The organism is Gordonia phosphorivorans, assembly GCF_042432625.1.
GTDB classification, from domain to species: domain Bacteria; phylum Actinomycetota; class Actinomycetes; order Mycobacteriales; family Mycobacteriaceae; genus Gordonia; species Gordonia phosphorivorans.
Map to the genome: position 1 here is coordinate 15,869 of NZ_JBHLWV010000028.1, position 22,544 is coordinate 38,412.

At 70.4% G+C, this 22,544-nt stretch carries 23 protein-coding genes; 13 read left to right on the forward strand and 10 right to left on the reverse strand.

Features of this window, described 5'->3' with window-relative positions:
- Nucleotides 1-1,212, reverse strand: coding sequence for an acetyl-CoA acetyltransferase (locus ACFFJD_RS15535; protein WP_382365778.1), 1,212 nt, complete (start codon nucleotides 1,210-1,212; stop codon nucleotides 1-3).
- A gap of 227 nt (nucleotides 1,213-1,439) precedes the next feature.
- Between ACFFJD_RS15535 and ACFFJD_RS15540 the strand changes: the two genes are divergently transcribed.
- Nucleotides 1,440-2,390, forward strand: coding sequence for a winged helix-turn-helix transcriptional regulator (locus ACFFJD_RS15540; RefSeq protein WP_382365780.1), 951 nt, complete (start codon nucleotides 1,440-1,442; stop codon nucleotides 2,388-2,390).
- Here ACFFJD_RS15540 and htpX read toward each other — a convergent pair.
- Together htpX and ACFFJD_RS15550 are read right to left on the reverse strand one after the other, a co-directional pair.
- On the reverse strand, nucleotides 2,378-3,250 hold the full coding sequence (htpX, locus tag ACFFJD_RS15545; protein WP_382365782.1) for a zinc metalloprotease HtpX: 873 nt from the start codon (nucleotides 3,248-3,250) through the stop codon (nucleotides 2,378-2,380). The two genes, ACFFJD_RS15540 and htpX, sit on opposite strands and share 13 nt — an antisense overlap.
- A gap of 85 nt (nucleotides 3,251-3,335) precedes the next feature.
- Nucleotides 3,336-4,346: a polyprenyl synthetase family protein gene (locus ACFFJD_RS15550; RefSeq protein ID WP_382365784.1), complete on the reverse strand. Its 1,011-nt coding sequence runs from the start codon at nucleotides 4,344-4,346 to the stop codon at nucleotides 3,336-3,338.
- A 123-nt stretch (nucleotides 4,347-4,469) separates the two neighbouring features.
- Between ACFFJD_RS15550 and ACFFJD_RS15555 the strand changes: the two genes are divergently transcribed.
- The gene (locus ACFFJD_RS15555) at nucleotides 4,470-5,726 is read left to right on the forward strand and encodes a geranylgeranyl reductase family protein (RefSeq protein WP_382365786.1); all 1,257 of its coding nucleotides are present in this window, start codon (nucleotides 4,470-4,472) and stop codon (nucleotides 5,724-5,726) included.
- On the opposite strand, the gene ACFFJD_RS15560 is transcribed toward ACFFJD_RS15555, so the two are convergent.
- Genes ACFFJD_RS15560 through menD form a run of 3 tightly spaced genes read right to left on the reverse strand, consistent with a single transcriptional unit; the run spans nucleotide 5,727 to nucleotide 8,684 of the window.
- Nucleotides 5,727-6,431 (reverse strand): demethylmenaquinone methyltransferase, encoded by a 705-nt coding sequence (locus ACFFJD_RS15560; RefSeq protein ID WP_382365788.1) that lies wholly within the window; start codon nucleotides 6,429-6,431, stop codon nucleotides 5,727-5,729.
- 10 nt (nucleotides 6,432-6,441) lie between these two features.
- Entirely contained in the window at nucleotides 6,442-6,969 is a 528-nt protein-coding gene (locus ACFFJD_RS15565; RefSeq protein ID WP_382365790.1) for a hypothetical protein, read from the reverse strand.
- A 44-nt stretch (nucleotides 6,970-7,013) separates the two neighbouring features.
- Entirely contained in the window at nucleotides 7,014-8,684 is a 1,671-nt protein-coding gene (menD, locus tag ACFFJD_RS15570) for a 2-succinyl-5-enolpyruvyl-6-hydroxy-3-cyclohexene-1-carboxylic-acid synthase (protein ID WP_382365792.1), read from the reverse strand.
- 57 nt (nucleotides 8,685-8,741) lie between these two features.
- Here menD and ACFFJD_RS15575 point away from each other — a divergent pair, with 57 nt between their 5' ends.
- The 3 genes from ACFFJD_RS15575 to ACFFJD_RS15585 all read left to right on the forward strand — a co-directional run bounded on the left by ACFFJD_RS15575 (nucleotide 8,742) and on the right by ACFFJD_RS15585 (nucleotide 11,091).
- Nucleotides 8,742-9,380: a class I SAM-dependent methyltransferase gene (locus ACFFJD_RS15575; RefSeq protein WP_382365794.1), complete on the forward strand. Its 639-nt coding sequence runs from the start codon at nucleotides 8,742-8,744 to the stop codon at nucleotides 9,378-9,380.
- Nucleotides 9,377-10,630 (forward strand): saccharopine dehydrogenase family protein, encoded by a 1,254-nt coding sequence (locus ACFFJD_RS15580; RefSeq protein ID WP_382365796.1) that lies wholly within the window; start codon nucleotides 9,377-9,379, stop codon nucleotides 10,628-10,630. Before ACFFJD_RS15575 ends, ACFFJD_RS15580 begins: the two co-directional genes overlap by 4 nt.
- 179 nt (nucleotides 10,631-10,809) lie before the next feature.
- On the forward strand, nucleotides 10,810-11,091 hold the full coding sequence (locus ACFFJD_RS15585; protein ID WP_382365798.1) for a DapH/DapD/GlmU-related protein: 282 nt from the start codon (nucleotides 10,810-10,812) through the stop codon (nucleotides 11,089-11,091).
- 63 nt (nucleotides 11,092-11,154) lie between these two features.
- Here the strand turns inward: ACFFJD_RS15585 and ACFFJD_RS15590 are convergent, their stop codons facing one another.
- Nucleotides 11,155-11,814: a PaaI family thioesterase gene (locus ACFFJD_RS15590; protein WP_382365800.1), complete on the reverse strand. Its 660-nt coding sequence runs from the start codon at nucleotides 11,812-11,814 to the stop codon at nucleotides 11,155-11,157.
- A 70-nt stretch (nucleotides 11,815-11,884) separates the two neighbouring features.
- On the opposite strand from ACFFJD_RS15590, the gene ACFFJD_RS15595 reads away from it, so the two are divergent.
- Both ACFFJD_RS15595 and ACFFJD_RS15600 read left to right on the forward strand, forming a co-directional pair.
- Nucleotides 11,885-12,829, forward strand: coding sequence for a 1,4-dihydroxy-2-naphthoyl-CoA synthase (locus ACFFJD_RS15595; RefSeq protein ID WP_382365802.1), 945 nt, complete (start codon nucleotides 11,885-11,887; stop codon nucleotides 12,827-12,829).
- 26 nt (nucleotides 12,830-12,855) lie between these two features.
- Nucleotides 12,856-13,347: an SRPBCC family protein gene (locus ACFFJD_RS15600; protein WP_382365804.1), complete on the forward strand. Its 492-nt coding sequence runs from the start codon at nucleotides 12,856-12,858 to the stop codon at nucleotides 13,345-13,347.
- Nucleotides 13,348-13,396: 49 nt separating this feature from the next.
- Here ACFFJD_RS15600 and ACFFJD_RS15605 read toward each other — a convergent pair whose 3' ends face one another.
- Nucleotides 13,397-14,449 (reverse strand): LLM class F420-dependent oxidoreductase, encoded by a 1,053-nt coding sequence (locus ACFFJD_RS15605; protein ID WP_382365960.1) that lies wholly within the window; start codon nucleotides 14,447-14,449, stop codon nucleotides 13,397-13,399.
- A gap of 256 nt (nucleotides 14,450-14,705) precedes the next feature.
- On the opposite strand from ACFFJD_RS15605, the gene ACFFJD_RS15610 reads away from it, so the two are divergent.
- The 4 genes from ACFFJD_RS15610 to ACFFJD_RS15625 all read left to right on the forward strand — a co-directional run bounded on the left by ACFFJD_RS15610 (nucleotide 14,706) and on the right by ACFFJD_RS15625 (nucleotide 18,675).
- Nucleotides 14,706-15,929: an inorganic phosphate transporter gene (locus ACFFJD_RS15610; RefSeq protein ID WP_382365806.1), complete on the forward strand. Its 1,224-nt coding sequence runs from the start codon at nucleotides 14,706-14,708 to the stop codon at nucleotides 15,927-15,929.
- 27 nt (nucleotides 15,930-15,956) lie between these two features.
- The gene (locus ACFFJD_RS15615) at nucleotides 15,957-16,241 is read left to right on the forward strand and encodes a hypothetical protein (protein ID WP_382365808.1); all 285 of its coding nucleotides are present in this window, start codon (nucleotides 15,957-15,959) and stop codon (nucleotides 16,239-16,241) included.
- 4 nt (nucleotides 16,242-16,245) lie between these two features.
- A complete protein-coding gene (menE, locus tag ACFFJD_RS15620; RefSeq protein WP_382365810.1) occupies nucleotides 16,246-17,421 on the forward strand; it encodes an o-succinylbenzoate--CoA ligase in 1,176 nt (391 codons plus the stop codon).
- Nucleotides 17,422-17,487: 66 nt separating this feature from the next.
- Nucleotides 17,488-18,675 carry an ATP-grasp domain-containing protein gene (locus tag ACFFJD_RS15625; protein WP_382365812.1) on the forward strand — a complete coding sequence of 396 codons (1,188 nt, stop codon included), beginning with the start codon at nucleotides 17,488-17,490 and terminating at the stop codon, nucleotides 18,673-18,675.
- 114 nt (nucleotides 18,676-18,789) lie between these two features.
- Here the strand turns inward: ACFFJD_RS15625 and ACFFJD_RS15630 are convergent, their stop codons facing one another.
- Together ACFFJD_RS15630 and ACFFJD_RS15635 are read right to left on the reverse strand one after the other, a co-directional pair.
- Nucleotides 18,790-19,140, reverse strand: a complete 351-nt coding sequence (locus ACFFJD_RS15630) for a Fe-S protein (RefSeq protein ID WP_382365814.1) — start codon at nucleotides 19,138-19,140, stop codon at nucleotides 18,790-18,792.
- 34 nt (nucleotides 19,141-19,174) lie between these two features.
- The gene (locus ACFFJD_RS15635) at nucleotides 19,175-20,572 is read right to left on the reverse strand and encodes an alpha/beta hydrolase family protein (RefSeq protein WP_382365816.1); all 1,398 of its coding nucleotides are present in this window, start codon (nucleotides 20,570-20,572) and stop codon (nucleotides 19,175-19,177) included.
- A 119-nt stretch (nucleotides 20,573-20,691) separates the two neighbouring features.
- Between ACFFJD_RS15635 and ACFFJD_RS15640 the strand changes: the two genes are divergently transcribed.
- Nucleotides 20,692-21,564, forward strand: coding sequence for a 1,4-dihydroxy-2-naphthoate polyprenyltransferase (locus tag ACFFJD_RS15640; protein ID WP_382365818.1), 873 nt, complete (start codon nucleotides 20,692-20,694; stop codon nucleotides 21,562-21,564).
- 60 nt (nucleotides 21,565-21,624) lie between these two features.
- The gene (locus ACFFJD_RS15645) at nucleotides 21,625-22,536 is read left to right on the forward strand and encodes a hypothetical protein (protein ID WP_382365820.1); all 912 of its coding nucleotides are present in this window, start codon (nucleotides 21,625-21,627) and stop codon (nucleotides 22,534-22,536) included.
- The last annotated feature ends 8 nt before the right edge of the window (nucleotides 22,537-22,544 follow it).

The window sequence follows — 22,544 nt, forward strand, 5'->3', positions numbered from 1 at the left end:
TCAGTTCGGCGCGCTGGTGGCCACGAGGGTCACGCAGGTGGCGGTGCTGCCGCCGAAGTTGACGGTGCCGAAGGTGTTCGCGCCGTCGATCTGCATGTCGCCGGCACGGTCGGAGACCTGCGCGGAGGCGTCCAGCAGCATCCGGATGCCACTGGCGCCCACCGGGTGTCCGCCACCGAGCAGTCCGCCGCTGGGGTTGATGGGCAGGGCGCCGTCGCGCTCGATCGCGCCGCTGTCGATGGCCTCGAAAGAGCGGCCCGGTGCGGTCAGGCCGAGGTGGTCGATGGTGAGGTATTCGCTCATCGAGAAGCAGTCGTGGATCTCCAGGCCGTCCAGGTCGTCGAGGTCGACGCGGGCCCGGTCCAGCGCATCGGTGATGGCCGTGCGCAGGTGCGGCAGCAGGTACGGCGAGTCGTCCCGCCGGCCGAGCTTGCTCTCCAGCGACAGCCCGGCGGTGGTGTGGCCCCAGCCGCTGACCAGCGACCACGGCTGCGCCTGCGGATGGGCCTGGCGGTAGCGGTCGCTCACCAGGATCACGCCGGCCGCGCCGTCGGTGATCTGGCTGCAGTCCAGGCGGCGCAGCCGCCCCTCGACCAGCGGGTTGCGGGCGTCGTCGGCCTCGAAGACCAGGTCGGTCCAGCCGCGGGTCTGCGCGTTCGGGTTGCTGCGGGCGTTCGCGAAGTTGATCTCCCCGATCCGGCGCAGATGCGCGAAGTCGAGGCCGTAGCGCCGGTCGTACTCCTCGGCCATCTCGGCGAACATGTACGGCCACATGAACTTGGCCTGCTCGCCCTCGTGCCCGGCCCAGGCCGCCGCACCGAGGTTCCGCGCGGCTTCGTCGCCGGGCACGGTCTTCTCCAGCTCCACGCCCAGGACCAGCGCGACGTCGTACAGGCCGGCCTTGAGGTCGGCCATCGCGGCCAGCAGCGCGGTGCCGCCGGAGGCGCACGCGGCTTCGTGGCGGGTGGCCGGGGTGCCCCACAGTTCCGGGATCACGGTGGCCGGCATCGCACCCAGGTGGCCCTGGCCGGTGAACATCTCGCCGAAGGCGTTGCCGACGTGGATCACCTCGATGGCCTCGGGGCCGATGCCCGCGGCCTCGCAGGTCGCGGTGACGGCCTCCCTCGTCAGATCGGCGAAGTCGAGACCCTCGCGGTGCCAGTTCCGGGCGAAGTCGGTCTGGTAGCCGCCCATCATCCAAATCGAAGTCATCGTTCCCTGGTGCTCCTTCTTATCCCGCATGCAATCACATGATGATCCAAGTCACTATAGCTATCGTAGTCACTCTGTCAATTAATCTGTGCTGGAAGACGCCGCTCCCACCCGCTTCGACGGGCGGGCGCCGAGCGACCGACGACGCGAGAGGAGCCGCCACGTGCTCGACACGGCACTGCCCCAAAATCCCGACCTCGCCGCTGGTGACGGCTACGCTGACCCCCATGCAGCAATCCGCTGACCGGGGGGTCGTCTCCGCATCGCCACCTGATACCGGCCCGAATTCCATCGCACGCGGCCTCGGCGTCCTCGGCGACGAATGGTGCCTGCAGTTACTGCGCGCCGCTCACACCGGCGCCACCCGGTTCGGCCGGTTCCAGGAGCTGCTGCCGATCTCCGCCGCCAGCCTGGCCGCCCGGCTCGCACTCCTGGCCGACGAGGGCCTGCTGATTCGTCGCGTGTACCAGCAGAATCCGATCCGCGCCGAGTACCTGCTGACCCCGCAGGGGCGCGGCACCTGGCCCATCCTGCTCGCCATCTGGGATTGGGAGGATCGCTGGGCCGATCACGTGCGCGGGGAACTGCCGGTCCGGCGGCACACCGTCTGCGGCGCGAGTTTTCATCCGGAACTGGTGTGCGGCACCTGCGGGGTCGCCACCGTCCGCACCGACGTGCGGGCCGCCTGGGGTCCCACCGGCGGCTGGTCCCGCTCGGTGCCCGAGACCGCCACCCGGCGGCGCACCAACGCCTCCCGCAGCGCGGGGGAATTCCCCGAGACCATGGCCGTCTTCGGCAACCGCTGGTCGGCGGTGGTGATGGGAGCCGTGTTCCAGGGCATCAGCCGCTACACAGACTTCGAATCGACGCTGAAGATCCCGTCGAACATCCTGTCCGAACGGCTACGCATCCTCCTCGACTACGGCCTGTTGCGCGTCGACGTCGCCGAGCAGGGCCGCCGCGACTACCACCTCACCGAGAAGGGTCAGGCCTTCTTTCCGATCATCGCGACCACGCTGAGCTGGGCCGAGCGCTGGTACGCCCTCCCGGAGGGACCGGCGATGAGTTGGCGGCACGACGACCACGCCCTGGCGCCCCGGCTGGACTGCGACCAGTGTCACCAGCCGCTACAGGCCGCGCAGATCGAGATCCTGCGGCCGGACGATCAGAACGTCTGACCGCCCTGGCGCGCCATCTCGTGCAGGCGCGCGATGCGATCCTCGGTCGGCGGGTGCGTGGCGAACAGCCGGCTCATCTTCTCCCCCGCGCGGAACGGGCTCTCGATCATCATGTGCGACTGCGTGGTCAGTTCCGGCGTCGGCGGCAACGGCGCCAACGCGATGCCGCCGGAGATCTTGTTCAACGCCGAGGCCAGCGCCAACGGGTCGCCGCTGAGTTCGGCGCCAGACGCATCGGCCTGGTACTCGCGCGAGCGGGACACCGACATCTGGATCAGCATGGCCGAGATCGGGCCGAGGATCGCGATCAGCATCATGGCCAGCGGATTGACCCCGCCCTCGCGGTTGCCGCCGAACATCCCGGCGAACATCGCGAAGTTCGCCAGACCGCTGATCACCGCGGCCATCGCGCCGGCGACGGAGCTGATCAGGATGTCCCGGTTGTAGACGTGGCTGAGCTCGTGCCCGATCACCGCGCGCAGTTCCCGCTCGTCGAGCAGCTCCATGATGCCCGACGTGCAGCAGACCGCCGCATTCTTCGGATTGCGGCCGGTGGCGAAGGCGTTCGGCGACTCGGTGGGGCTGATGTACAGCGCCGGCATCGGTTGATTGGCGCGGGTGGCGAGCTCACGCACCATCGCGTACAGCTGCGGGGCCTGTACCTCGGTGACCGGTTGCGCATGCATCGCCTTCAGCGACAGCTTCGCGCTGTTGAAGTACGCGTAGGCGTTGGTCGCCACCGCGAGCACCACCGACAGGATCAGGATCGTGGTGTTCTGGAAGGCCGCACCGATGCCGACGATGATCGCCGACATCAAACCCATGAGGGCGGCGGTCTTGAGACCGTTGAAAGAGTGCATCGGACCCCTCGGGACGAAGAACTATGACTACCGAGTCAACGCGGACGGCGCGGGGAAAAGTTCCCGCGGCACGTGTCGGCGACGATCAGCCGACGCGGTCGACGGTGTAGTTCACCAGCGACGTGAACGCATCCCGCGCCGGTCCCTCGGGCAGTCGTGCCAGTTCGGCGTGCGCCTCGTCGGCCATCCGTCCCAGCCGCTGCCGGGCCCGGTCCATCCCCTCGGAGGCCACCAGCAGCTGCAGTGCCTCGGCCACCTCGGCGTCCTCGGTGAGCGGGCGCGGCTCGCCGGTCTCGGCGTCGACCAGCAGCTCGCGCAGCCGGCTCGCGTCGGAGCTCTCCAGCGCGTACAGCACCGGCAGGGTGTGCACGCCCTCCCGCAGGTCGGTGCCGGGGGTCTTACCGCTGTCGTCGGTGACCGAGGCGATGTCGATGATGTCGTCGGACACCTGGAAGGCCACGCCCACGATGTCGCCGATCCGCGAGAGCGCCTCGACGCGCTCGGCGTCGGCGCCGGAGGTCATCGCACCGAACCGGCCGGCGGCGGCGATCAGCGAACCGGTCTTCTCCCACACCACCTTGAGGTAGTGCTCCACCGGGTCGCCGCCGCGGGCGCCGACGGTCTCGCGCATCTGGCCGGTGACCAGTTCGGCGAACGTCTCGGCGATGATGCGCACCGAGTCCGGCCCCAGCGTGGACACCAGGCGGGAGGCGCGGGCGAACAGGAAGTCGCCGGCCAGGATGGCGATGGAGTTGTTCCAGCGGGCGTTGGCGCTGAGCGCGCCGCGCCGCAGCGGGGCGTCGTCCATCACGTCGTCGTGGTACAGGGTGGCCAGGTGGATCATCTCCACCACGGTCGCCGCGGTGATCACGTCGGTGCCCTCGGGGTCGGGACCGAAGTGGGAGGCGAGGAGGGCGAACATCGGCCGGAAACGCTTGCCGCCGGCCTTGGCCAGGTGGGTCGCGGCCTCGGTGAGGATCTCATCCCCGGACGACAGTTCGGCGAGCAGCAGGTCCTCCACGCGGACCAGTGCCTGCGCTACCCCCTCGGCGAACTCCCCGGTGCCGAGGTCGAGTCCGGCGAATGTCGACTTCACGTTGTCGCGTCCCCTCGTCTACTCAGACCGCTGCCCAGCGGATCTGCTGCCGCCAACGCGGCCTTTGCGCGCTCGGACGACACCAGAAGCGTAACCGCAAACCCTCGGCGACATAATCGACGGGTGACCAGTACAACGGGCGACGACGCCGCACTCGTGGAATCCGCCGACATCCTGGTCGTCGGCGCAGGTCCGGCCGGTGCCGCCGCGGCGGCGCACGCCGCGGCGACCGGGGCCGAGGTGATCCTGCTCGACGCCGCGACCTTTCCGCGCGACAAGACCTGCGGCGACGGCTTGACCCCGCGCGCGGTGCGCGCCCTGGAGAACCTGGGGATGACCGACTACCTCACCGGCCGCCCGCGCATCCGCGGCCTGGAACTGAACGGGTGGGGCGCGCAGCAGCGCGTCGACTGGCCGGCCTCCCGGTTCGGACCGTTCGGCAGCGCCGTGGCTCGCACCGAGTTCGACGACGCCGTCCGCCGTTTCGCCCTCGACCGGGGCGCCCGCATGGTCACCGGCAAGGCCGTCGACGTCGAACGCGACGGCGACCGCATCTCGTCGGTGCTCGTGACCCGCGACGGCCGTCCCACCGCGATGCGGGTGGGTCAGGTGATCGTCGCCGACGGCGTGCGCTCCACCCTCGGCAAGGTGCTGGGCCGGCAGTGGCACCGCGACACCGCCTACGGAGTGGCCGGGCGCAGCTATGTGCGGTCCGGGCGCGCCGACGACGAATGGATGGGTTCGCACCTGGAGCTGCGCGACCCGGAGGGCACCCTGCTCCCCGGCTACGGCTGGGTCTTCCCGCTCGGCGACGGCACCGTGAACGTGGGCGTCGGCGCCCTGGCCACCGCCAAGCGCCCGGCCGCGGTCCAGCTGCGGCCGGTCCTGGAGCACTACGTGCGCATGGTGACCGACGACTGGCAGTTCACCTCGGGCCCCGAGCGCATCGCGTCGGCGCTGCTGCCGATGGGCGGGGCGGTGTCCGGGGTGGCCGGCCGCAACTGGATGCTGATCGGCGACGCCGCCGCGTGCGTCAATCCGCTCAACGGCGAGGGCATCGACTCCGCGTTGGAGACCGGTCGGATGGCCGTCGAACTGCTCGCCGACAGCGACGACCACACGCGGGCCTGGCCCGCCCTGCTGCAGGCCGAGTACGGGGCCGCGTTCGCCGCGGCGCGCCGGGCCGCCGGGCTGCTCACCATGCCGAAGACGGTGCCGGTGCTGGGCCGTCCCGGCATCCGGTCGGCGGCGCTGATGAGCCTGGTGGTGCGGGTGATGGGCAATCTGCTGACCGCCGAGGACACCGACCTGATCGCGCGCGCCTGGCGCGGATCCGGACTGGCGATGAGCCGGTGGGAGCACCGGCCGCCGTTCACCTGATCAGGCGCGGCCGGTGTGGATGGCCGCGATGCCGCCGGTGAGGTTCTGCCAGGCCACGTCGGCGAAACCGGCCTCGCGGATCTGTGCGGCGAGCCCGGCCTGATCGGGCCACGCCCGGATCGATTCGGCGAGGTACACGTAGGCGTCCGGGTTGCTGGAGACGCGGGAGGCCACCGCGGGCAGGGCCTTCATCAGGTACTCCATGTACACGGTCCGGAACGGCGCCAGCGTGGGGGTGGAGAACTCGCAGATCGCCAGGCGACCGCCCGGCTTGAGGACGCGGCGCAGCTCCCGCAGGGCCAGCGGCACGTCGTTCACGTTGCGCAGCCCGAACGAGATGGTGGCGGCGTCGAAGCTGTTCTCGGCGAACGGCAGGTGCAGCGCGTCGGCGGCCACCTTCGGGACGTCGCGCTTGGCGCCCGCGCGGAGCATCCCGCGCGAGAAGTCGGCGGCGATCACCGTGGCGCCCGCGGAGGCCAGCTCGTCGGTGGAGACCGCGGTGCCCGCGGCCAGGTCGAGCACCACGTCGCGCGGACGCAGTGCCAGGGCCTTGCGGGTGGCGGTGCGCCACCGGCGATCCTGCGCGAACGAGAGCACCGTGTTGGTGAGGTCGTAGCGCTTGGCGACCCCGTCGAACATCTCGGCGACTTCGGACGGGTCCTTGTCCAGGCTGGCGCGGGAACCGGATTCGGCGGGCTCGGTCATGGGGTCGAGTCTAAGGTTGCGCGTCCGCGCCCGACTCCGCTGGGGCCGCAGGCGCCGACGCCGGGGCCTCCGACGCCGGGGCCTCCGACACAGACGACGCCGCGGCGGCCGCCCGCAGACGCATGCGGCGGCTCACCTCGGCCACGGTCAGCATCGCCACGAGGGCCACCAGCCATCCGGCCACCACGATCGACACCCCGGGCAGTACCGAGAGCTGGGCGTTGCGTCCCGCGGGGCGGGCCAGATTGTCCGGATCGGTGGCGTCGTAGTCCACCAGGATGCGCTGCCCGGCCTCCAGCTCCGTCGGATACAGCAGGCCGAACTTGGGATTGCGCAGCACACCGTCGGGCGTCACGAAGTTCACCGCGGCGTGCAGCCGGTCGGCGGAGATCACGTCGGCGACGGCCGTGGCCTGGTTGGCGTCGATCTTCGCGTCGTTGCGGTAGGCGCCGAGGATGATCACCGCGCCGATCAGGGTCGCGAGAACGCCGATCGACAGAAAGCCGAGCTGCACGCGCCGCTGAATCACCGGGTCCATACCGGTCAGGGTAACCGGTGGGATCGGCGGAGAATCGGTGCGGCTCAGCGCAGCCGCGCGGCGATTCGCTCGTGCAGGGCCCGCAGCGGTTCGCGCGCGGTGACCACCTCCAGCACCTGCATGCCGTCGGCGTCGGCGGCGAGCGCGGCGGGCAACTCCTCGAGCGTGACCCGGCGCAGCGGCAGGTGGAAGCCCGCGCACAGGGCGGCCAGATCGGTGCGGTGCGGGGTGCCGAAGATGCGTTCGTAGGCGCCGTCGTAGGCCGCCCCGGTGAACCGTCGATCGCCCTGCTCCAGGAGCCCGAAGATGCCGCCGCCGTCGTCGTTGGCCACCACGATGCGCAGGGCGCGGGGCCGCGGCTCGTCCGGACCGATCAGGAGTCCGGTGGCGTCGTGGATGAAGGTCAGGTCGCCGACCAGCGCCACGGTCTGGCCGTCGCCGCCGGTGCGGTCGGCGGCCAGGGCGGCGCCGATGGCCGTCGAGTTGATCCCGTCGATTCCGGCGACGCCGCGGTTGGACAGCACCCGCACGCCTGGGGCCAGCTCACCGGCCAGCGCGACGTCCCGGATGGGGTTCGACGGGCCCACCACCAGCTGATCGCCCGCCGTCATGGCGGCGGCCACGGCGCGAGCCACGTGCATGCCGGTCGGTTCGGGGGCGTCGGCCAGTTCGGCGGAGACCGCCGCGCGGACCGCACTGTCGGCCTCGGCACATTCGGTCAGCCAGTCGCTGGTCGGCGCGCCGACGCCCACCGCCCGGGTGCCGGTGGCGTAGACGTTGCCTGAGACGTCCGGCCAGCGCGGACCGGTGGTGAGGGCGTAGACGCGGACCTGCGGGTCGGCCAGCAGGCGCGCCACCGACCGGTGCAGGGTGGGGCGACCGCAGATGATGGCCTGCGTGGGCCGCACCGAGCCCAGCGCCAGCGGGTGCAGGGGCGTCGACGGCAGCGGGGCAGTCGGCTCGGCCACCGTCGGGACGTCGGCCAGTTCCGGATGCTCGCCGGCGCCGTGCCCGGAGACCACGACGGTCGGCTCGGACAGGTCGATCTCGATCGGCACGTCCAGTCGGCCCACCGGCGACTGGGTCCAGGCCAGCCCGCCGGGGCGCCCGGCGAACCTGCCGTCGTGCAGCTGGGTCAGGTCGGTGTCGGGGGCATCGTCGGCCCCCGGCACCAGCGGCTCGCGCAGCGGGATGTCGAACTGCACCGGACCGGGATTGCCGGTGCGGGCGCCGCGCGCGGACGCGAGGACGCGGCCCACCGCCGACCGCCACTGCGAGTTGGTGTCCAGGTCCTCCTCGGCCAGGCCGAGGCTGATGGCCGCGCGCACCTGGGTGCCGAAGATGCCGAACTGCTCGATGGTCTGATTGGCGCCCGATCCCAGCAGCTCGTACGGGCGATTGGCGCTGATCACCACCAGCGGGACGCGCGCGTAGTTGGCCTCGAACACCGCCGGGCTCATATTGGCCACCGCGGTGCCGGAGGTCATCACGATCGGCACCGGCGTGCGCGAGGCCACGGCCAGGCCCAACGCCAGGTAACCGGCGGCGCGCTCGTCGATCCGCACGTGCAGTCGCAGGCGCCCGGCCCGGTCGGCGGCGTGCAGCGCGAACGCCAGCGGCGCGTTGCGCGAACCGGGGCAGAGCACGGCCTCGGTCACCCCGCCGCGGATCAATTCGTCGACGATCACGCGGGCCTGCAGGGTGGACGGATTCATGCCCGCAACCTTAGTGGTCGGCCCGCGGCGGCCGATCTCCGGACGTACGGTGGACGCGTGGGCTTCTACGAGGACAAAATCCTGCCGCGCATGGTGGAGCGCGCCTGCGGAATGCCGGGCATGGACAAGCTGCGGCGCCGGGCGGCGGCGGGACTGTCCGGGGACATCATCGAGGTGGGTTTCGGTTCGGGACTCAACGTGGGGTGCTATCCGGCGGCGGTGACCTCGGTGACCGCCGTCGAACCGGCCGACCTGGCGTGGGAGCGGGCGCAGGGGCGGGTGGCCGACAGCGCCGTCCCGATCACCCGCGGCGGCCTCGACGGCCAGCGACTTCCCTTCCCCGACAACACCTTCGACGGCGCCCTGTCCACCTTCACCCTGTGCACCATCCCGAATCTGGGGGCCGCGCTGGCCGAGCTGCGGCGCGTGGTCAAACCCGGCGGACGGCTGGCCTTCCTGGAGCACGGCCTGGCCCCGGACCGCGGTGTGCAGCGTTTTCAGCGCCTGCTGGACCCGATCGAGCAGGCGGTGGCCGGTGGTTGCCGGCTCACCCGGCAGATTCCGGACGAACTGGCGGCCGCGGGCTTCACGATCGCCGAGTTGGACCAGTTCTACGCCACGATGACGCCCAAGCCGTGGGGCGCGTTCTCGCTCGGTGACGCCGTCAACGCCGATGCCATACAGTCGAGTTCATGAGTCGCGAATTCGACGTCATCGTCTACGGCGCCACGGGTTTCGTCGGGGAGCTGACCGCTCGCTACCTGGCCGAGCAGGCCCCCGAGGGAACCAAGATCGCGCTGGCCGGGCGCAGCGAGACCAAGTTGGCGGCGGTGCGCCGTCGGCTGGGTGAGCGTGCCGCGTCGTGGCCGCTGGTGGTCGCCGACGCCGACTCCCCCGCCGCGCTCGACGCGATGTGCGCGCGCACCCGGGTCGTCTGCACCACCGTCGGGCCGTACCTGCGCTACGGCGAGAACCTGGTGATCGCCGCGGCCAGCGCGGGCACCGACTACGTGGACCTGACCGGCGAGGTGCCCTTCACCCGGTTCACCATCGACAAGGCCGACGAGATCGCCCGCGGCACCGGGGCCCGCATCGTCAACTCCTGCGGCTTCGATTCGATCCCCTCCGACCTGGGCGCCTACCTGCTGCACCGCCAGGTGACCGAGGACGACGCCGGCACCCTGGGCGAGACCACGCTGGTGCTGGCCTCGATGCGCGGCGGCGCCTCCGGCGGCACCGTCGACTCGATGCGGGTGATCGCCGAGCAGGCCAAGGACCCGGAGATGCGCCGACTGCTGCTCAATCCGCGCGCGCTGTCCGGCGGTCCGGGCGAGGTGGAGCACGCCGGCCCGAGCTCCGAGCCCAGCGACATGGCCCCGGTCGACGCCAAGAAGGTGGATCCGTCGTTGACCGGCACGCTGGCACCGTTCTTCATGGCCTCGTACAACACCCGCGTGGTGCGGCGGTCCAATGCGCTGCTCGACGACGCCTACGGCCCCGGCTTCCGCTACCAGGAGACCATGTCGGTCGGCGGCGTCCCGGTGCTGTCGACGCTGCTGGCGGGCGCGGTCTCGGTGGGCACCGGCCTGGGTCTGGCGGCCATGAGCTTCCGGCCCACCCGCGGCCTGCTCGATCGGGTGCTGCCCAAGCCCGGCCAGGGCCCGAGCGAGAAGGCCAGGGAAGCGGGACATTTCGTCACCCGCACCTACACCACCACCAGCACCGGCCGGCGGTACCGCTCGCAGATGCGCGCCGACGGCGACCCCGGTTACAAGGCCACCGCGGTGATGCTCGGCGAGAGCGCGCTGGCGCTGGCCCTCGACCGCGACGAACTTCCCGACCGCTCCGGCGCCCTCACTCCGGCCGTCGCGATGGGCGACGTCCTCGTCGAACGCCTGCGCCGCGCGGGCTTCGTCATCGAGGTCCACGAACTCCCCGCCGCCTGACCTCGGCCGCCCCGAACACCCAGCACATGACCGTGCTGCCACTCCCACCGCCGGGAACCGAGGGCCTCCTGAGCGGCGGTTCCGATGTTCCTACGGGTTCAACATCTCCGTCGGCGACAACGTCTTCGTCAATGTCGATGCGTTCCTGATGGACGACGGACCGATCACGCTGGGCGACGATGTCCGAATCGGCCCGGGCGCCGTCCTGGCGACAGCGCTGCACCCGATCGACGACCACCGACTGCGCCGAGCGGGCGCCGAACGGACCGGCCCCCATCAGCATCGGCGACAACTGCTGGCTCGGGTCGAACGTCACGGTCGGCGCCGGGGTCGTCATCGGGCGCAACACCGTGGTCGGCGCGGGCAGCGTCGTGGTCCGTGATCTTCCCGACCACGTGGTCGCCGTCGGCAGCCCGGCGCGACCGGTTCGATCCCTGCCGGCAGAGGACGACCGCCCATAGTGTCGAGTTGTGGTGGTCAGGCCACCACAACTCGACACTCTGCGGGGCTGAGACTTCCGGAGGCTAGGCCTGGCCGGGGCGGAGCTGGATGAACAGGGCTTCCATGTCGGCGCAGAGGCGGTCGCCGTCGTGCAGGGTCCCCTTGACGAAGATCTTGCGGCCCTCCCGGCGCTCGGCCCAGGTGCGCATGGTCAGCGGGGTCTCCAGCGGGGTCAGCGAGCGGTAGTTCACGGTGAGGTAGGCGGTGCGGGCGATTCCGTGCACGTGCAGGGTGGCGGCCATGCCGCCGAGGTCGTCGAAGACCACCGCGACGTGCCCGCCGTGCGCCACGCCGTTGCCGCCCAGGTGGAAGCGGCGGAACTCGACGGAGGCGGTGACGCCGTCCTCACCGCCGTCGATCACCTCGTACGGCGGGAGCGTGATGTTGCCGCGCGAGGGCAGGTCCACGCGGGTGCCCGACGGCGTGTGCCACTCGTCCACCAGCAGGGTGTCGAGCTTGGCGTTGAACAGCTTGAGGTCGTCGATGATCTCGTCGGCCAGTTCGGGCGTCGGGCTGGCGTAGCGCACCTTGTCCATGAAGGTGCGCACCTCCTCGATCAGTTCGCCGTAGCGCGGGCCGCCGCGCTCGGTGGTCACCTCGAACTCGGCGCGGAAGCCGCCCTCGAGCGGAGACTCCTCGGTCGCGGGGACGTTCCACTTCTGGTCGATCGGTGCACCCTTCATCGTTTCAAGGTATCCGCTGACCGACCAAGCGCCCGTTCGGGGTCGCCTCGCGTGGCCTAGGCTCGGGCGCATGACTTCGCCATTCGATCCCACGCAGTGGAAGGCCGTCGACGGCTTCTCCGACCTCACCGACCTCACCTACCACCGCCACGTCGGCGAGGGACGCACCAACGGCATCGTCCGGATCGCCTTCGATCGCCCCGAGGTCCGCAACGCCTTCCGGCCGCACACCGTCGACGAGCTGTACCGGACCCTCGACCACGCGCGCCGCTCCCCCGACGTCGGCACCGTGCTGCTGACCGGCAACGGCCCCAGCCCCAAGGACGGCGGCTGGGCCTTCTGCAGCGGCGGCGACCAGCGCATTCGCGGCCGCAGCGGCTACCAGTACGCCACCAGCCACGACTCCGACGTCGCCGCGGCCACCGTGGACTCGGTCGACGCCAACCGGGTCAAGGCCGAGGGCGGACGCCTGCACATCCTGGAGGTGCAGCGCCTGATCCGCACCATGCCGAAGGTGGTCATCGCCGTGGTGAACGGGTGGGCGGCTGGCGGCGGTCACTCGCTGCATTCGGTGTGCGACCTGACCCTGGCCTCCCGCGAGCACGCCCGCTTCAAGCAGACCGACGCCGACGTGGGCTCCTTCGACGGCGGCTACGGCAGCGCCTACCTGGCCAAGCAGGTCGGCCAGAAGTTCGCGCGGGAGATCTTCTTCCTCGGCGAGGCCTACGACGCCGAGACCATGCACCGGATGGGCGCGGTGAACCGCGTCGTCGACCACGCCGACCTGGAGAAGACCGCCATCGAATGGGGTCGCACCATCAACGGCAAGTCGCCCACCGCGCAGCGCATGCTGAAGTTCGCCTTCAACCTGACCGACGACGGCCTGATGGGCCAGCAGGTCTTCGCCGGCGAGGCCACCCGCCTGGCGTACATGACCGACGAGGCCGTCGAGGGCCGCGACTCGTTCCTGGAGAAGCGCGACCCCGACTGGTCGGACTACCCCTACTACTACTGAGCCGCCACCACTGCCGAGGAGGTCCGATGCGACTGCGCGACAACCCGATCATCGAAGTGAGCCGCAAGCTCGACTGCACGCCCGAGCGGGCGTGGGAGCTGGTCACCGACATCACCCTGCCCACCAGCGCCGACGGTGAGCTGTTCGCCGCCGAATGGCTCGACGACGCCGACGCGGTGGCCGTCGGCGCCCGCTTCGTCGGCCACAACCGCAACGACACCCTCGGCGAATGGTCCACCACCTCGGTGATCACCGAGGTGGAGGACGGTCGCCGCTGGGTCTGGTCGGTAGGGCCGGAGGACGCGCAGCCGTGGGCGGTCTGGGGTTTCGAGGTGGAGCCGGCGCGCGAGGGCTCGATCGTGCGTCAGTGGGCGCGTTTCGGCGCCGGCGATTCACCGCTGCGCGGTTTCATCGACGCGCAGCCGGAGAAGGAGGCGCGGATCATCTCCGGCCGGATGGCCGTCTGGCAGGCCGGGATGGAAGCCAACCTCGACGTCGTGGCCGCCGCGATCGCCTGACCGGAAGCTGGGCCGGTTCGACCGTTCGGTCGAACCGGCCCCGTTCGGCTCAGCCCATCATCTCCGCGAGCGCGGCCATGGTGTCCACGCGCTCGGCGTGGGTGTGATTCACCGGCGAACCCAACAGCACGCTCACCCCGGCGGCACGGAAGGCTTCGACGCGCTCGGCGACGTAGCTCTTCGGGCCGATCAGGCTCATGGCCCGCACCAGATCGTCCGGCACCGCCTCGGCGGCCTCCTGCTTGCGGCCGTCCAGGTACAGGTCCTGGATGAGCTTGGCCTCGTCCACGTAGCCGTAGCGCTGCACCAGCGAGTTGTAGAAGTTCTTGCCGCGGGCGCCCATGCCGCCGATGTAGAGCGCGGCGTGGTGCCGCACGCCCATCAGGGCCTGCTCGGCCAGGTCGACGTCGTCGGTGATCAGCGCGGTGCTCTGCACCACCAGCTTCAGGTCGTCCAGTGCCGGATCGCGCTTGGCCTTGCCCGCCGCCAGCGCCGGGCCGAAGGCCGCGTCGACGAAGTCGGGGTGCACCATGATCGGCTGCAGCTCGTCGAACAGTTCGGCGGCCAGCTCCACGTTCTTCGGGCCGATCGCCGCGAGCAGCATCGGGATGCGCTCGCGCACCGGGTGGTTGATGATCTTGAGCGGCTTGCCCAGGCCGCTGCCGCCGTGCTCCTGCGTGAGCGGCAGGTGGTAGTGCTTGCCGTCGTACTCCAGACGATCGCGGCGCCACACCATCCGGCAGATCTCGGCGGTCTCGCGGGCGCGGCCCAGCGGGTAGTCGTACTTGACGCCGTGGAAGCCCTCGATCACCTGCGGGCCGGAGGCGCCGATGCCCAGGATGAAGCGGCCGCCGCTGACGTAGTCCATGCCGGCGGCGGTCATCGCCAGGTTGGTGGGGGTGCGCGAGTACATCGGCAGAATGCCGGTCTGCAGCTGCATGGTGGTGGTGCGCGCCGCGATGTAACCCAGCTGCGAGACGGCGTCGAAGCTGTACGCCTCGGGAACCATCACCCGGTGCACACCCACGCCCTCGAAGTCGGCGAGGTTCTCGATCGTCTCGCGGAAGTCTCCCGCGTAATTGATGGGCATCCCGAGTGTCATCGTCATGGGACGCATTGTGCCACCGCGACGACGACCCCGTTTGGCGCGCCACCGGCGGCCTGTCGGCCACCGCGTGTTCACCGTCAGTTAAGGCCCGGGCGAGACAATCGCCACGGAGTCGGCGAAGCCTCGGCCACCATGAGGTGAACAACCGGTAAATAAGCTCCAATTGCAAGCAAACTCGCAGGTCAGTACCTTCGTACTCAATTCTGGCGTAATTACCGCAATCGCCGACGCAAGCCCCATAGTGGTGGTCATGAGCGCAGAGATGCTGATCCTCGTGCTGCTGATTGTGACGGCACTCGGATTCGATTTCACCAACGGTTTCCATGACACCGGCAATGCCATGGCGACGTCGATCGCGACGGGCGCCCTCAAGCCCAAGACCGCGGTGGCGATCTCGGCGATCCTCAACCTCATCGGCGCCTTCCTCTCGGTGCAGGTGGCCGCCACCATCACCAAGGACGTGCTGAAGATTCAGCAGCCGGACGGTCAGTTCGTCACCGGGCTCGACGTGAACTCCGCGCTGATCATCATCTTCGCCGGCCTCATCGGCGCGATCCTGTGGAACCTGGCCACCTGGCTGTTCGGTCTGCCGTCGAGTTCCTCGCACGCCCTGTTCGGCGGCCTGGTGGGCGCCGGCCTCGCGGCGATGGGCACCGCGGGCGTCAATTGGAGCGGCGTCTTCGCCAAGATCATCCTACCCGCGCTGTTCGCACCGGTGATCGCCGCGCTGGTCGCCGCCGTCGGCACCATGCTCATCTACGCCCTCACCAAGGCGATCGCCGCCCGCCACCAGGACCAGGGTTTCCGCATCGGACAGATCACCACGGCCTCGCTGGTCTCGCTGGCGCACGGCACCGGCGACGCGCAGAAGACGATGGGCGTGATCGCCCTGGCGCTGATCGCCACCAATCACCTCGACCCGGCCTCGGTGGAGCACGGCCTGCCGTTCTGGGTGGTCTTCAGCTGCGCCGCCGCCATCGCCCTGGGCACCTACCTCGGCGGCTGGCGCATCATCCGCGCGCTCGGCAAGGGCCTGATCGACATCAGCCCGCCGCAGGGCATGGCCGCGCAGTCGTCGTCGGCCGCCATCATCCTCACCTCGTCGGTGGCCGGTATGGCCCTGTCGACCACGCACGTGGCCACGGGCTCGATCATCGGCGCGGGCCTGGGCCGCAAGGGCTCCAACGTCCGCTGGTCGGTGGCCGGCCGCATGGTCCTGGCGTGGGTCACCACCCTGCCGGCCGCGGGTCTGGTGGGCGCTCTCTGCTTCTGGCTGGCCCACGGCATCGGCGACGTCGCCGGCGCCATCACCATCTTCGCGATCCTGGTGGTGCTCTCGCTGTTCATGTACTGGCGGTCGCAGCACGAGAAGGTCGACGCCAACAACGTCAACTCCGAGTGGGACGCCGAACTCGGCGAGTCCCCCGTCGACCTCGACCTGGACGACGCCACCTCCCCGGCCTCGCGGTCCTGAACCGGCCGACGCTAAAGGAAATCTGACATGGACTTCATCATCTCCATCCTCCGCGTCCTGGGCGTGGGACTGCTGCTCGGCGCCGGCCTGCCCGCGCTCTTCAGCGTCGGCATGGTCTGCATCGGCAAGGGCAGCGCCGATCCCAGCCCCGACGGCACCGTGACCGAGGGCAACGCGGCGCTGCGTTACCTGGGCTACCTGATCTACGCGATCGTCGGCGCGATCATCCTGCTCAGCATCCTGTGGATCGCCCGGCAGACGATCCTGTACTACTTCGACATCAAGATCTTCCCCTCCTTCGCGTACAAGTAGCGGTATGCGACTGCTGCAGCCACTGGTGCTCCCGCCGGGCCCGGCCGTGCTCGACGCGCGCGCGGAGCTCTCGGCCATGCTCGACGGCAGCGGCGCCTTTCTCCCGCTGCCCGCCGACGCGCCCGCGGCGGCCGCGGCGCTGAGCGAGAGCCTGCGCGCCGGCGAGCCGATCGACGAACGCTGCACCCTGGTGGTGTCCACCTCGGGCAGCACCGGAACCCCCAAGGGCGCCCTGCACACCGCCACCACCCTGCGCGCCTCGGCCGCCGCCACTGCGCAGTCGCTGGGCGGGCCCGGCAGCTGGCTGCTGGCGTTGCCGCCCCATCACATCGCCGGCCTGCAGGTGCTGCTGCGCAGCCTGGCCGCCGGGTACGACCCGATGGTGCTCGATGTGACCGACGGCTTCGATCCGGCCGCGCTGCCCGCGGCCGTCGCGGCGATGACCGGGCCACGCCGCTACACCTCCCTGGTCCCCTTGCAACTGCGCAAGGCGCTCACCGATCCGGCCGCCACCGCGGCGTTGGCTCAGCTGGACGCGATCCTGGTCGGCGGCGCCGGCACCCCGCCGGACCTGGCCGCCGCGGCCCGCGCCGCGGGCCTGTCGATCACCACCACCTACGGGATGAGCGAGACGGCCGGCGGCTGCGTGTACGACGGCACGCCGCTGCCCGGGGTGCAGGTGCGACTGATCGACGTCGACCCGAACACCGGGGTCGGCCGCGTGGAACTGGGCGGACCGACGGTGGCGCTGGGCTACCGCGACCTGCCCGAACATCCCGCGTTCACGACGCCCGGATGGTTCCGCACCGACGATCTGGCCACCTTCGACGACGGCAGGCTGACCGTCGTCGGCCGCGCCGACGAGGCCATCTCCACCGGCGGCCTGACGGTGCTGCCCCAGGTGGTGGAGGCGGTGATCGAGCGACTCGACGGCGTCGGCGCGTGCGCGGTGTTCGGCGTGCCCGACGAACGGCTGGGGCAGGCGGTGGCCGTGGCGGTGGTCCCCGACGGCGCCGCACCGGATGCCGCGACCCTGACCCGTGCGGTGCGCGAACGGCTCGATCGGTTCGCGGCTCCCCGCCACCTGCTGATCGTCGATGCGTTGCCGCTGCGGGGGCCGGGGAAGGTCGACCGGCGAGCCCTGCAACGACAATTCCGTGACAACCTCGGCGCAACCTAGCGCCAGATCACCGCGAAACCGGCCTCGACCTGCGGAGGCCGCGTCCGGCACTGTTATGTTGGTGCCATGGCATCAGACAATCCTCGCATCCTCGCTACCAGCGCCAGAATGCCCTTTGCTGTCGACGAGATCCACAAGCTCGGTGAAGAGATCGGCCACACGGTCATCGCCACCGACACCTTCAAGCAGTCGCCCGGTATGCACTCCAAGGGTGTCGACAAGCGCGTCGTCACCCGGCCGCCGACCCAGGATCCGGACGGGTTCGTCGACGATGTCATCGCGATCATCGACGAGGAGCAGGTGGACTGGGTGCTCCCGATGTTCGAGGAGGTCTTCTACCTGGCCGCCAACCGCGAGAAGATCCAGGGCGAGCGCGACGTCACCCTGTTCTTCCCGGAGCTCGACGCCCTGCTCGAGGTGAACGATAAGTCGTCGTTCGCCGACCTCTGCAAGCGTCTGGGCCTGCCGCTGGCCGAGACCATCGTGTGCACCACCCCCGAGGAGTTCGTCGCCGCCACCGAGCTGTGGGAGCACTGGTTCGCCCGCGCCACGTTCGGCCGCGGCGGCCTGGACGTGATCACCAATACCGGCCCGCTGGCCGGGGAGACCGCGGTCGCCGACATCAAGCCCACCGAGCAGGATCCGTGGCTGGTGCAGGAGTTCCTCGTCGGCACCGATCGCTGCAGCTGGAGCGTGGTGCACGAGGGCGAAGTGGTGCTGCATTCGTGCTACGAGCATCCGCTGGCCATCGACGACCGCGGCGGCATCGTCTTCCAGTCCGTCGACTCCCCGGAGTCGTTGGCGGCCACCCAGAAGATCGCCAAGGAACTGAACTGGACCGGCCAGATCAGCATGGACTACCTGGTGACCGAGGACGGCACGCACTACATGGTCGAGTGCAACCCGCGGCCGACGGCGGGCTGCACCGTCGCCACCGCCGAGGAGTTCGACACCGCGCTGTTCCGCCCGAACGGTCTGGTCACCGTGCCCGGCGGGCGCAAGAAGATGATCAAGGCCGCCGTGCTGCGTGACGCGCTGCTGCACCCGTCCCGCGCGAAGGGCGACTTCGCCGCCGCCAAGGGCGCCAAGGGCGTCTACGACCAGCGCAAGGACCACATGCCGCTGATCTACTCGGCGCTGAGCCTGCGCCACGTGCTGGCCTACCGCAAGGCGCTCGGCGCCGAGCGCAGCAAGGAGCAGCTGGTGGCCGCGCAGTTCTTCGACATCCTGTACGACGGCTCGTCGCTCACCTAGCTGTCAGTCACCGCCCGGCCCGCGCCACGTGCGCGGTTGCCGCGGCAACGAATTCGGCTCCCGCCCCGGTGTCACACCGGGCGGGAGCCGAATCGTTTCGGGCGCTGTGGCCGACTACCAGAGGACCGCCACCGAGGCCGCGGCCACCGACACCAGCACGGCCGCCCAGAACATCGGCGGGCCGACGGGCTCGCCGGACTTGCGCTGCTTGGCCATCCCCATGCCCAGGATCGCACCGAGCACCACCAGGAGCACCACCTTGGTGACGATCTTCGGGTAGTTGGGCTCGAAGTCGCCGAACGGCGCCGACAGGATCACACCGGTGACCAGCGAGACCGCCAGGCCGATGTTCATCGGAACGTTGAACTCGAAACGCTTCCGGTAGGCGGCTTCGAGCAGCGCGCCCAGCGTCATGGCGAAACCGATCAAATGAACAACGAGAATTACGTGGCGCAATACATCCATGTGCCCAGCATAGGGGCACTTGCCCGTATTCGGCTTATTCCAGCTCGGTCGACGACCCGGTCGACTCGAGAGTCTCCGACGCTGCGGGCGCCGCCGGGGTGATGTCCGAAGTGTCGGATCCGGAAGTCGTGGGAGCTTCGGGAGCGGCCTGGGGCGTCGGCTCGGCGCGGTGGCGGCCGGTGTAGTCGCTCGGCGCCTCGGACACCTCGGGCGAAGACTCGGCCCGATGACGTCCCTGGTACTCGACGACGGGCTCGGCGGACTTCGCCGCTGCGCCATCCACGCTCGTGCGCGATGCCACCGTCGTGTCCGCCACGGCGGGCACCGCCGCCGGCTGCTCCGCCTTCACTCGCACGCCGTCGCGGGTGTTGCCGACGCCCGGCGTCTCCATCGCGTAGAAGAGTTCGGCGTTCCGATCCCAACGCCGCAGGTCCTCGTCGTCGTACTCGAGGCCGAGCACGTCGTAGATCGCCGCGTTGAGCAGCGCCAGCGGGTGTTCGGTGTCGTACACCAGGTAGGTGGTGTTGCCGTCCTCGCTGGTCATCACCGTGGGTTCGCCCAGCTTGTCGAGGTTGCCGTACGGTCCGTCGCCCGGCGCGTGGATGACGAGGAATCCGGCGGCGTTCACCAGCAGCGACGACGCCGGGCGGTACCACTTGAACTGCCAGTCGGCCACCGGATCGCCGGCCACGATCACCGCGACCACCGGTACGTCGCCGGTCTTGCCCGGATCGCGGGCGCCGTTGTTGTCGATGTCGAGCACACCCAGGATCGGCGAGAGCCACACGCCGCTGGCCGGCAGATCCGCGGCCCAGCCCTTGAGTCCCCAGGGGCTGCGCGGATCGGAGACCAGCAGAATCACCGAGTTGTCGTCCAGCACCCCGCTGGCCACACCCTGCTCGGCGGCGTCGCCGAGGGCTTCGGCGCCCTGGGAGAATCCGGTGTACAGCACCGGTCCGCCGTAGCCGACCAGTGCCTTCATCACGTCGAGATTGCCCGCCGTGGCGATGGCCGCCGACGACTGGTAGCCCGGCGCCAGGAACGGCAGACCCAACGGCGGATCCGCCTTGCCCGACACGAACGGCCCGAAGGACTGCGGGTAGTTCACGTAGGCGGCTTCGCGCGGACCCACGAGACCGTCGACCCGCGGGTGCAGACCGGTGTCGTCGGTACCCGGTGTCACGATGACGATCGTCGGGGTGCCGGCCGAGCCCAACGGCGGCAGGGTGCTGGCCGCTCCCGCGGCGCCCGGCGCCCAGGTGAGGGTGCCGTCGTTGACCAGACCCGCCAGGAGGTCCTGTGCGGACGCCGCTGCGGGGGTCACGTCGGTGGTGGCCAGTGCCATCGGTGCGGCAACACCGAGGCAGAGCGCGCACGACAGGGCAGCGACGGCGGAGCGACGCCGAGCGGTCGCGAGGGAGGAAGCCAGCATTCAAACATGCTGGCAGCTTCCCCGTGGGGGAAATAGCCTCCTTTCGGATGAATCTCACTGGCCTTCGCACCGGTAACCCGGCGGGACGGGCCGTAGCGCGTCGGTGGGAAGATCGACGGGTGGCAACTGTGAGTCAGTGGATCGAGGGCGCTCGGCCCCGCACCCTTCCCAATGCGATCGCCCCCGTCGTCGTCGGCACCGGCGCCGCGGCCTACGTGGGCGAGGTGGTCTGGTGGAAGGCGGCGCTGGCGCTGGTGGTGGCGTTGGCGCTGATCATCGGCGTGAACTTCGCCAACGACTACTCCGACGGCATCCGCGGCACCGACGACGACCGAGTCGGCCCGCTGCGGCTGGTGGGCTCCGGCCTCGCCGGTCCGGGCGCGGTGAAGGCCGCCGCCTTCACCTGCTTCGGCATCGCCGCCGTCGCCGGGATCGCGGTGGCGGTGACCACCGCATGGTGGCTGCTGGCCGTGGGCGCGGTGTGCATTCTGGGCGCCTGGTACTACACCGGCGGCAGCCGTCCGTACGGGTACGCCGGTTTCGGCGAGGTGGCGGTGTTCGTCTTCTTCGGCCTGGTGGCGGTGCTCGGCACCCAGTTCGTGGTCGCCGGGAAGGTGGACGTGACCGGGCTGATGTGCGCGATCGCGATCGGCTGCTTCTCCAGCGCCGTGCTGGTGGCCAACAATCTGCGCGACATCCCCACCGACACCGAATCGGGCAAGGTGACCCTCGCGGTGCGCCTCGGCGACCGCCGCACCCGCAGCCTGTTCGTGATCCTGGTCTTCCTGCCGTCCCTGATCACCCTGTGGGCGGGCGCGTTCACCGACTGGTGGGCCCTGTTCGGTTTCCTCGCCCTCCCCCTCGGGGTGGTGGCGGTGCGCCCGGTGGCCACCGGCGCCCAGGGCCGCGCGCTGATCCCGGCCCTGGCCGTCACCGGCATGGCCATGCTGGTCTGGGCCGTCGCCACCGGGGTGGCCCTCGGCCTGAGTTAGGGCGTCCGAAAGAACCGGATGGTCTCCTCGTCTCGGGACCGTCCGGCTACGATTCGCCGCATGCGATTTCGTCCGCCGCCGAACTGGCCGCCGGTGCCGCCGGGTTGGACACCGCCGCCCGGGTGGACACCCCCGCGCGAGTGGGGGCCGCCGCCGCCCGGCTGGGAGCTCTGGGTCCCCGAGGATGCCCCCGAGCCGCCGGTCAAACGCACCTCACGATGGGGCAGCGTCACTCGCAAGGCGATCGAGAATCCGCTGTGGACCACCGTCGGCGCGATCGTCGGCATCATCGGTCTGGCGATCTCGGCGTTCCAGATCTACGAGGCGGTCAAGACCCCGCCGGTGGATCTGGAGATCGCGTCGATCACCATCGACGGCCAGCAGAGCTTGGGCGCCCAGATAGTCGGCGACGGCGACCCCGTCGACGGCGCCGTGGAGGTCACCCCGATCGACATCATGCTGCAGAACAAGGGCGGCAAACCGTCGCTCATCACCAAGATCGACGCCACGGTGGTCTACTTCCAGCAGTTGCAGGATTGCACCGGCACCAAACCCGCCCCCGACCAGGCCTCGGTCGGCTATCAGCTGCCGATCCCGATGCGGGGCGCCGAGCCCGCGGACAAGTCGTTGACCACCGAGATCCGTTTCGAGGTGAAGCCGGACGCCGCCGACCGGATGGTGCTCACCGTGGGCCCGCAGGTGCAGCCGGCCTTCGCCTCCGCGCCAATGGTGATGGCCGTGAAGCTGACGCTGGTGCACGACGGCGAGCAGCGCAAGGAGATCGGCACTGTCTCGGTGGTGACGACGGCCGAAGCCGCCGAGGCCCAGATCGCCGACATGTCCCGCAACCCTGAGGTCGGCCGCTGCGCCGCCGACAATATGGCCCACTTGGACGAGATGTTCGCCATCCAATCCACGCGCTCGCGCCTGCTCGACCGACTCCGGTCGAGCTACCAGCGGGCCGCGCGGTAGGAGACGCC

What these genes read in the sequence shown, in the direction of transcription:
- ACFFJD_RS15535 (WP_382365778.1), bottom strand. Translation starts at nt 1,212, where the DNA reads ATGACTTCGATTTGGATGATGGGCGGCTACCAGACCGACTTCGCCCGG.
- ACFFJD_RS15540 (WP_382365780.1), top strand. Translation starts at nt 1,440, where the DNA reads ATGCAGCAATCCGCTGACCGGGGGGTCGTCTCCGCATCGCCACCTGAT.
- htpX (WP_382365782.1), bottom strand. Translation starts at nt 3,250, where the DNA reads ATGCACTCTTTCAACGGTCTCAAGACCGCCGCCCTCATGGGTTTGATG.
- ACFFJD_RS15560 (WP_382365788.1), bottom strand. Translation starts at nt 6,431, where the DNA reads ATGACCGAGCCCGCCGAATCCGGTTCCCGCGCCAGCCTGGACAAGGAC.
- ACFFJD_RS15565 (WP_382365790.1), bottom strand. Translation starts at nt 6,969, where the DNA reads ATGGACCCGGTGATTCAGCGGCGCGTGCAGCTCGGCTTTCTGTCGATC.
- menD (WP_382365792.1), bottom strand. Translation starts at nt 8,684, where the DNA reads ATGAATCCGTCCACCCTGCAGGCCCGCGTGATCGTCGACGAATTGATC.
- ACFFJD_RS15580 (WP_382365796.1), top strand. Translation starts at nt 9,377, where the DNA reads ATGAGTCGCGAATTCGACGTCATCGTCTACGGCGCCACGGGTTTCGTC.
- ACFFJD_RS15585 (WP_382365798.1), top strand. Translation starts at nt 10,810, where the DNA reads ATGTCCGAATCGGCCCGGGCGCCGTCCTGGCGACAGCGCTGCACCCGA.
- ACFFJD_RS15590 (WP_382365800.1), bottom strand. Translation starts at nt 11,814, where the DNA reads ATGAAGGGTGCACCGATCGACCAGAAGTGGAACGTCCCCGCGACCGAG.
- ACFFJD_RS15595 (WP_382365802.1), top strand. Translation starts at nt 11,885, where the DNA reads ATGACTTCGCCATTCGATCCCACGCAGTGGAAGGCCGTCGACGGCTTC.
- ACFFJD_RS15600 (WP_382365804.1), top strand. Translation starts at nt 12,856, where the DNA reads ATGCGACTGCGCGACAACCCGATCATCGAAGTGAGCCGCAAGCTCGAC.
- ACFFJD_RS15605 (WP_382365960.1), bottom strand. Translation starts at nt 14,449, where the DNA reads ATGACACTCGGGATGCCCATCAATTACGCGGGAGACTTCCGCGAGACG.
- ACFFJD_RS15610 (WP_382365806.1), top strand. Translation starts at nt 14,706, where the DNA reads ATGAGCGCAGAGATGCTGATCCTCGTGCTGCTGATTGTGACGGCACTC.
- ACFFJD_RS15615 (WP_382365808.1), top strand. Translation starts at nt 15,957, where the DNA reads ATGGACTTCATCATCTCCATCCTCCGCGTCCTGGGCGTGGGACTGCTG.
- menE (WP_382365810.1), top strand. Translation starts at nt 16,246, where the DNA reads ATGCGACTGCTGCAGCCACTGGTGCTCCCGCCGGGCCCGGCCGTGCTC.
- ACFFJD_RS15625 (WP_382365812.1), top strand. Translation starts at nt 17,488, where the DNA reads ATGGCATCAGACAATCCTCGCATCCTCGCTACCAGCGCCAGAATGCCC.
- ACFFJD_RS15630 (WP_382365814.1), bottom strand. Translation starts at nt 19,140, where the DNA reads ATGGATGTATTGCGCCACGTAATTCTCGTTGTTCATTTGATCGGTTTC.
- ACFFJD_RS15635 (WP_382365816.1), bottom strand. Translation starts at nt 20,572, where the DNA reads ATGCTGGCTTCCTCCCTCGCGACCGCTCGGCGTCGCTCCGCCGTCGCT.
- ACFFJD_RS15645 (WP_382365820.1), top strand. Translation starts at nt 21,625, where the DNA reads ATGCGATTTCGTCCGCCGCCGAACTGGCCGCCGGTGCCGCCGGGTTGG.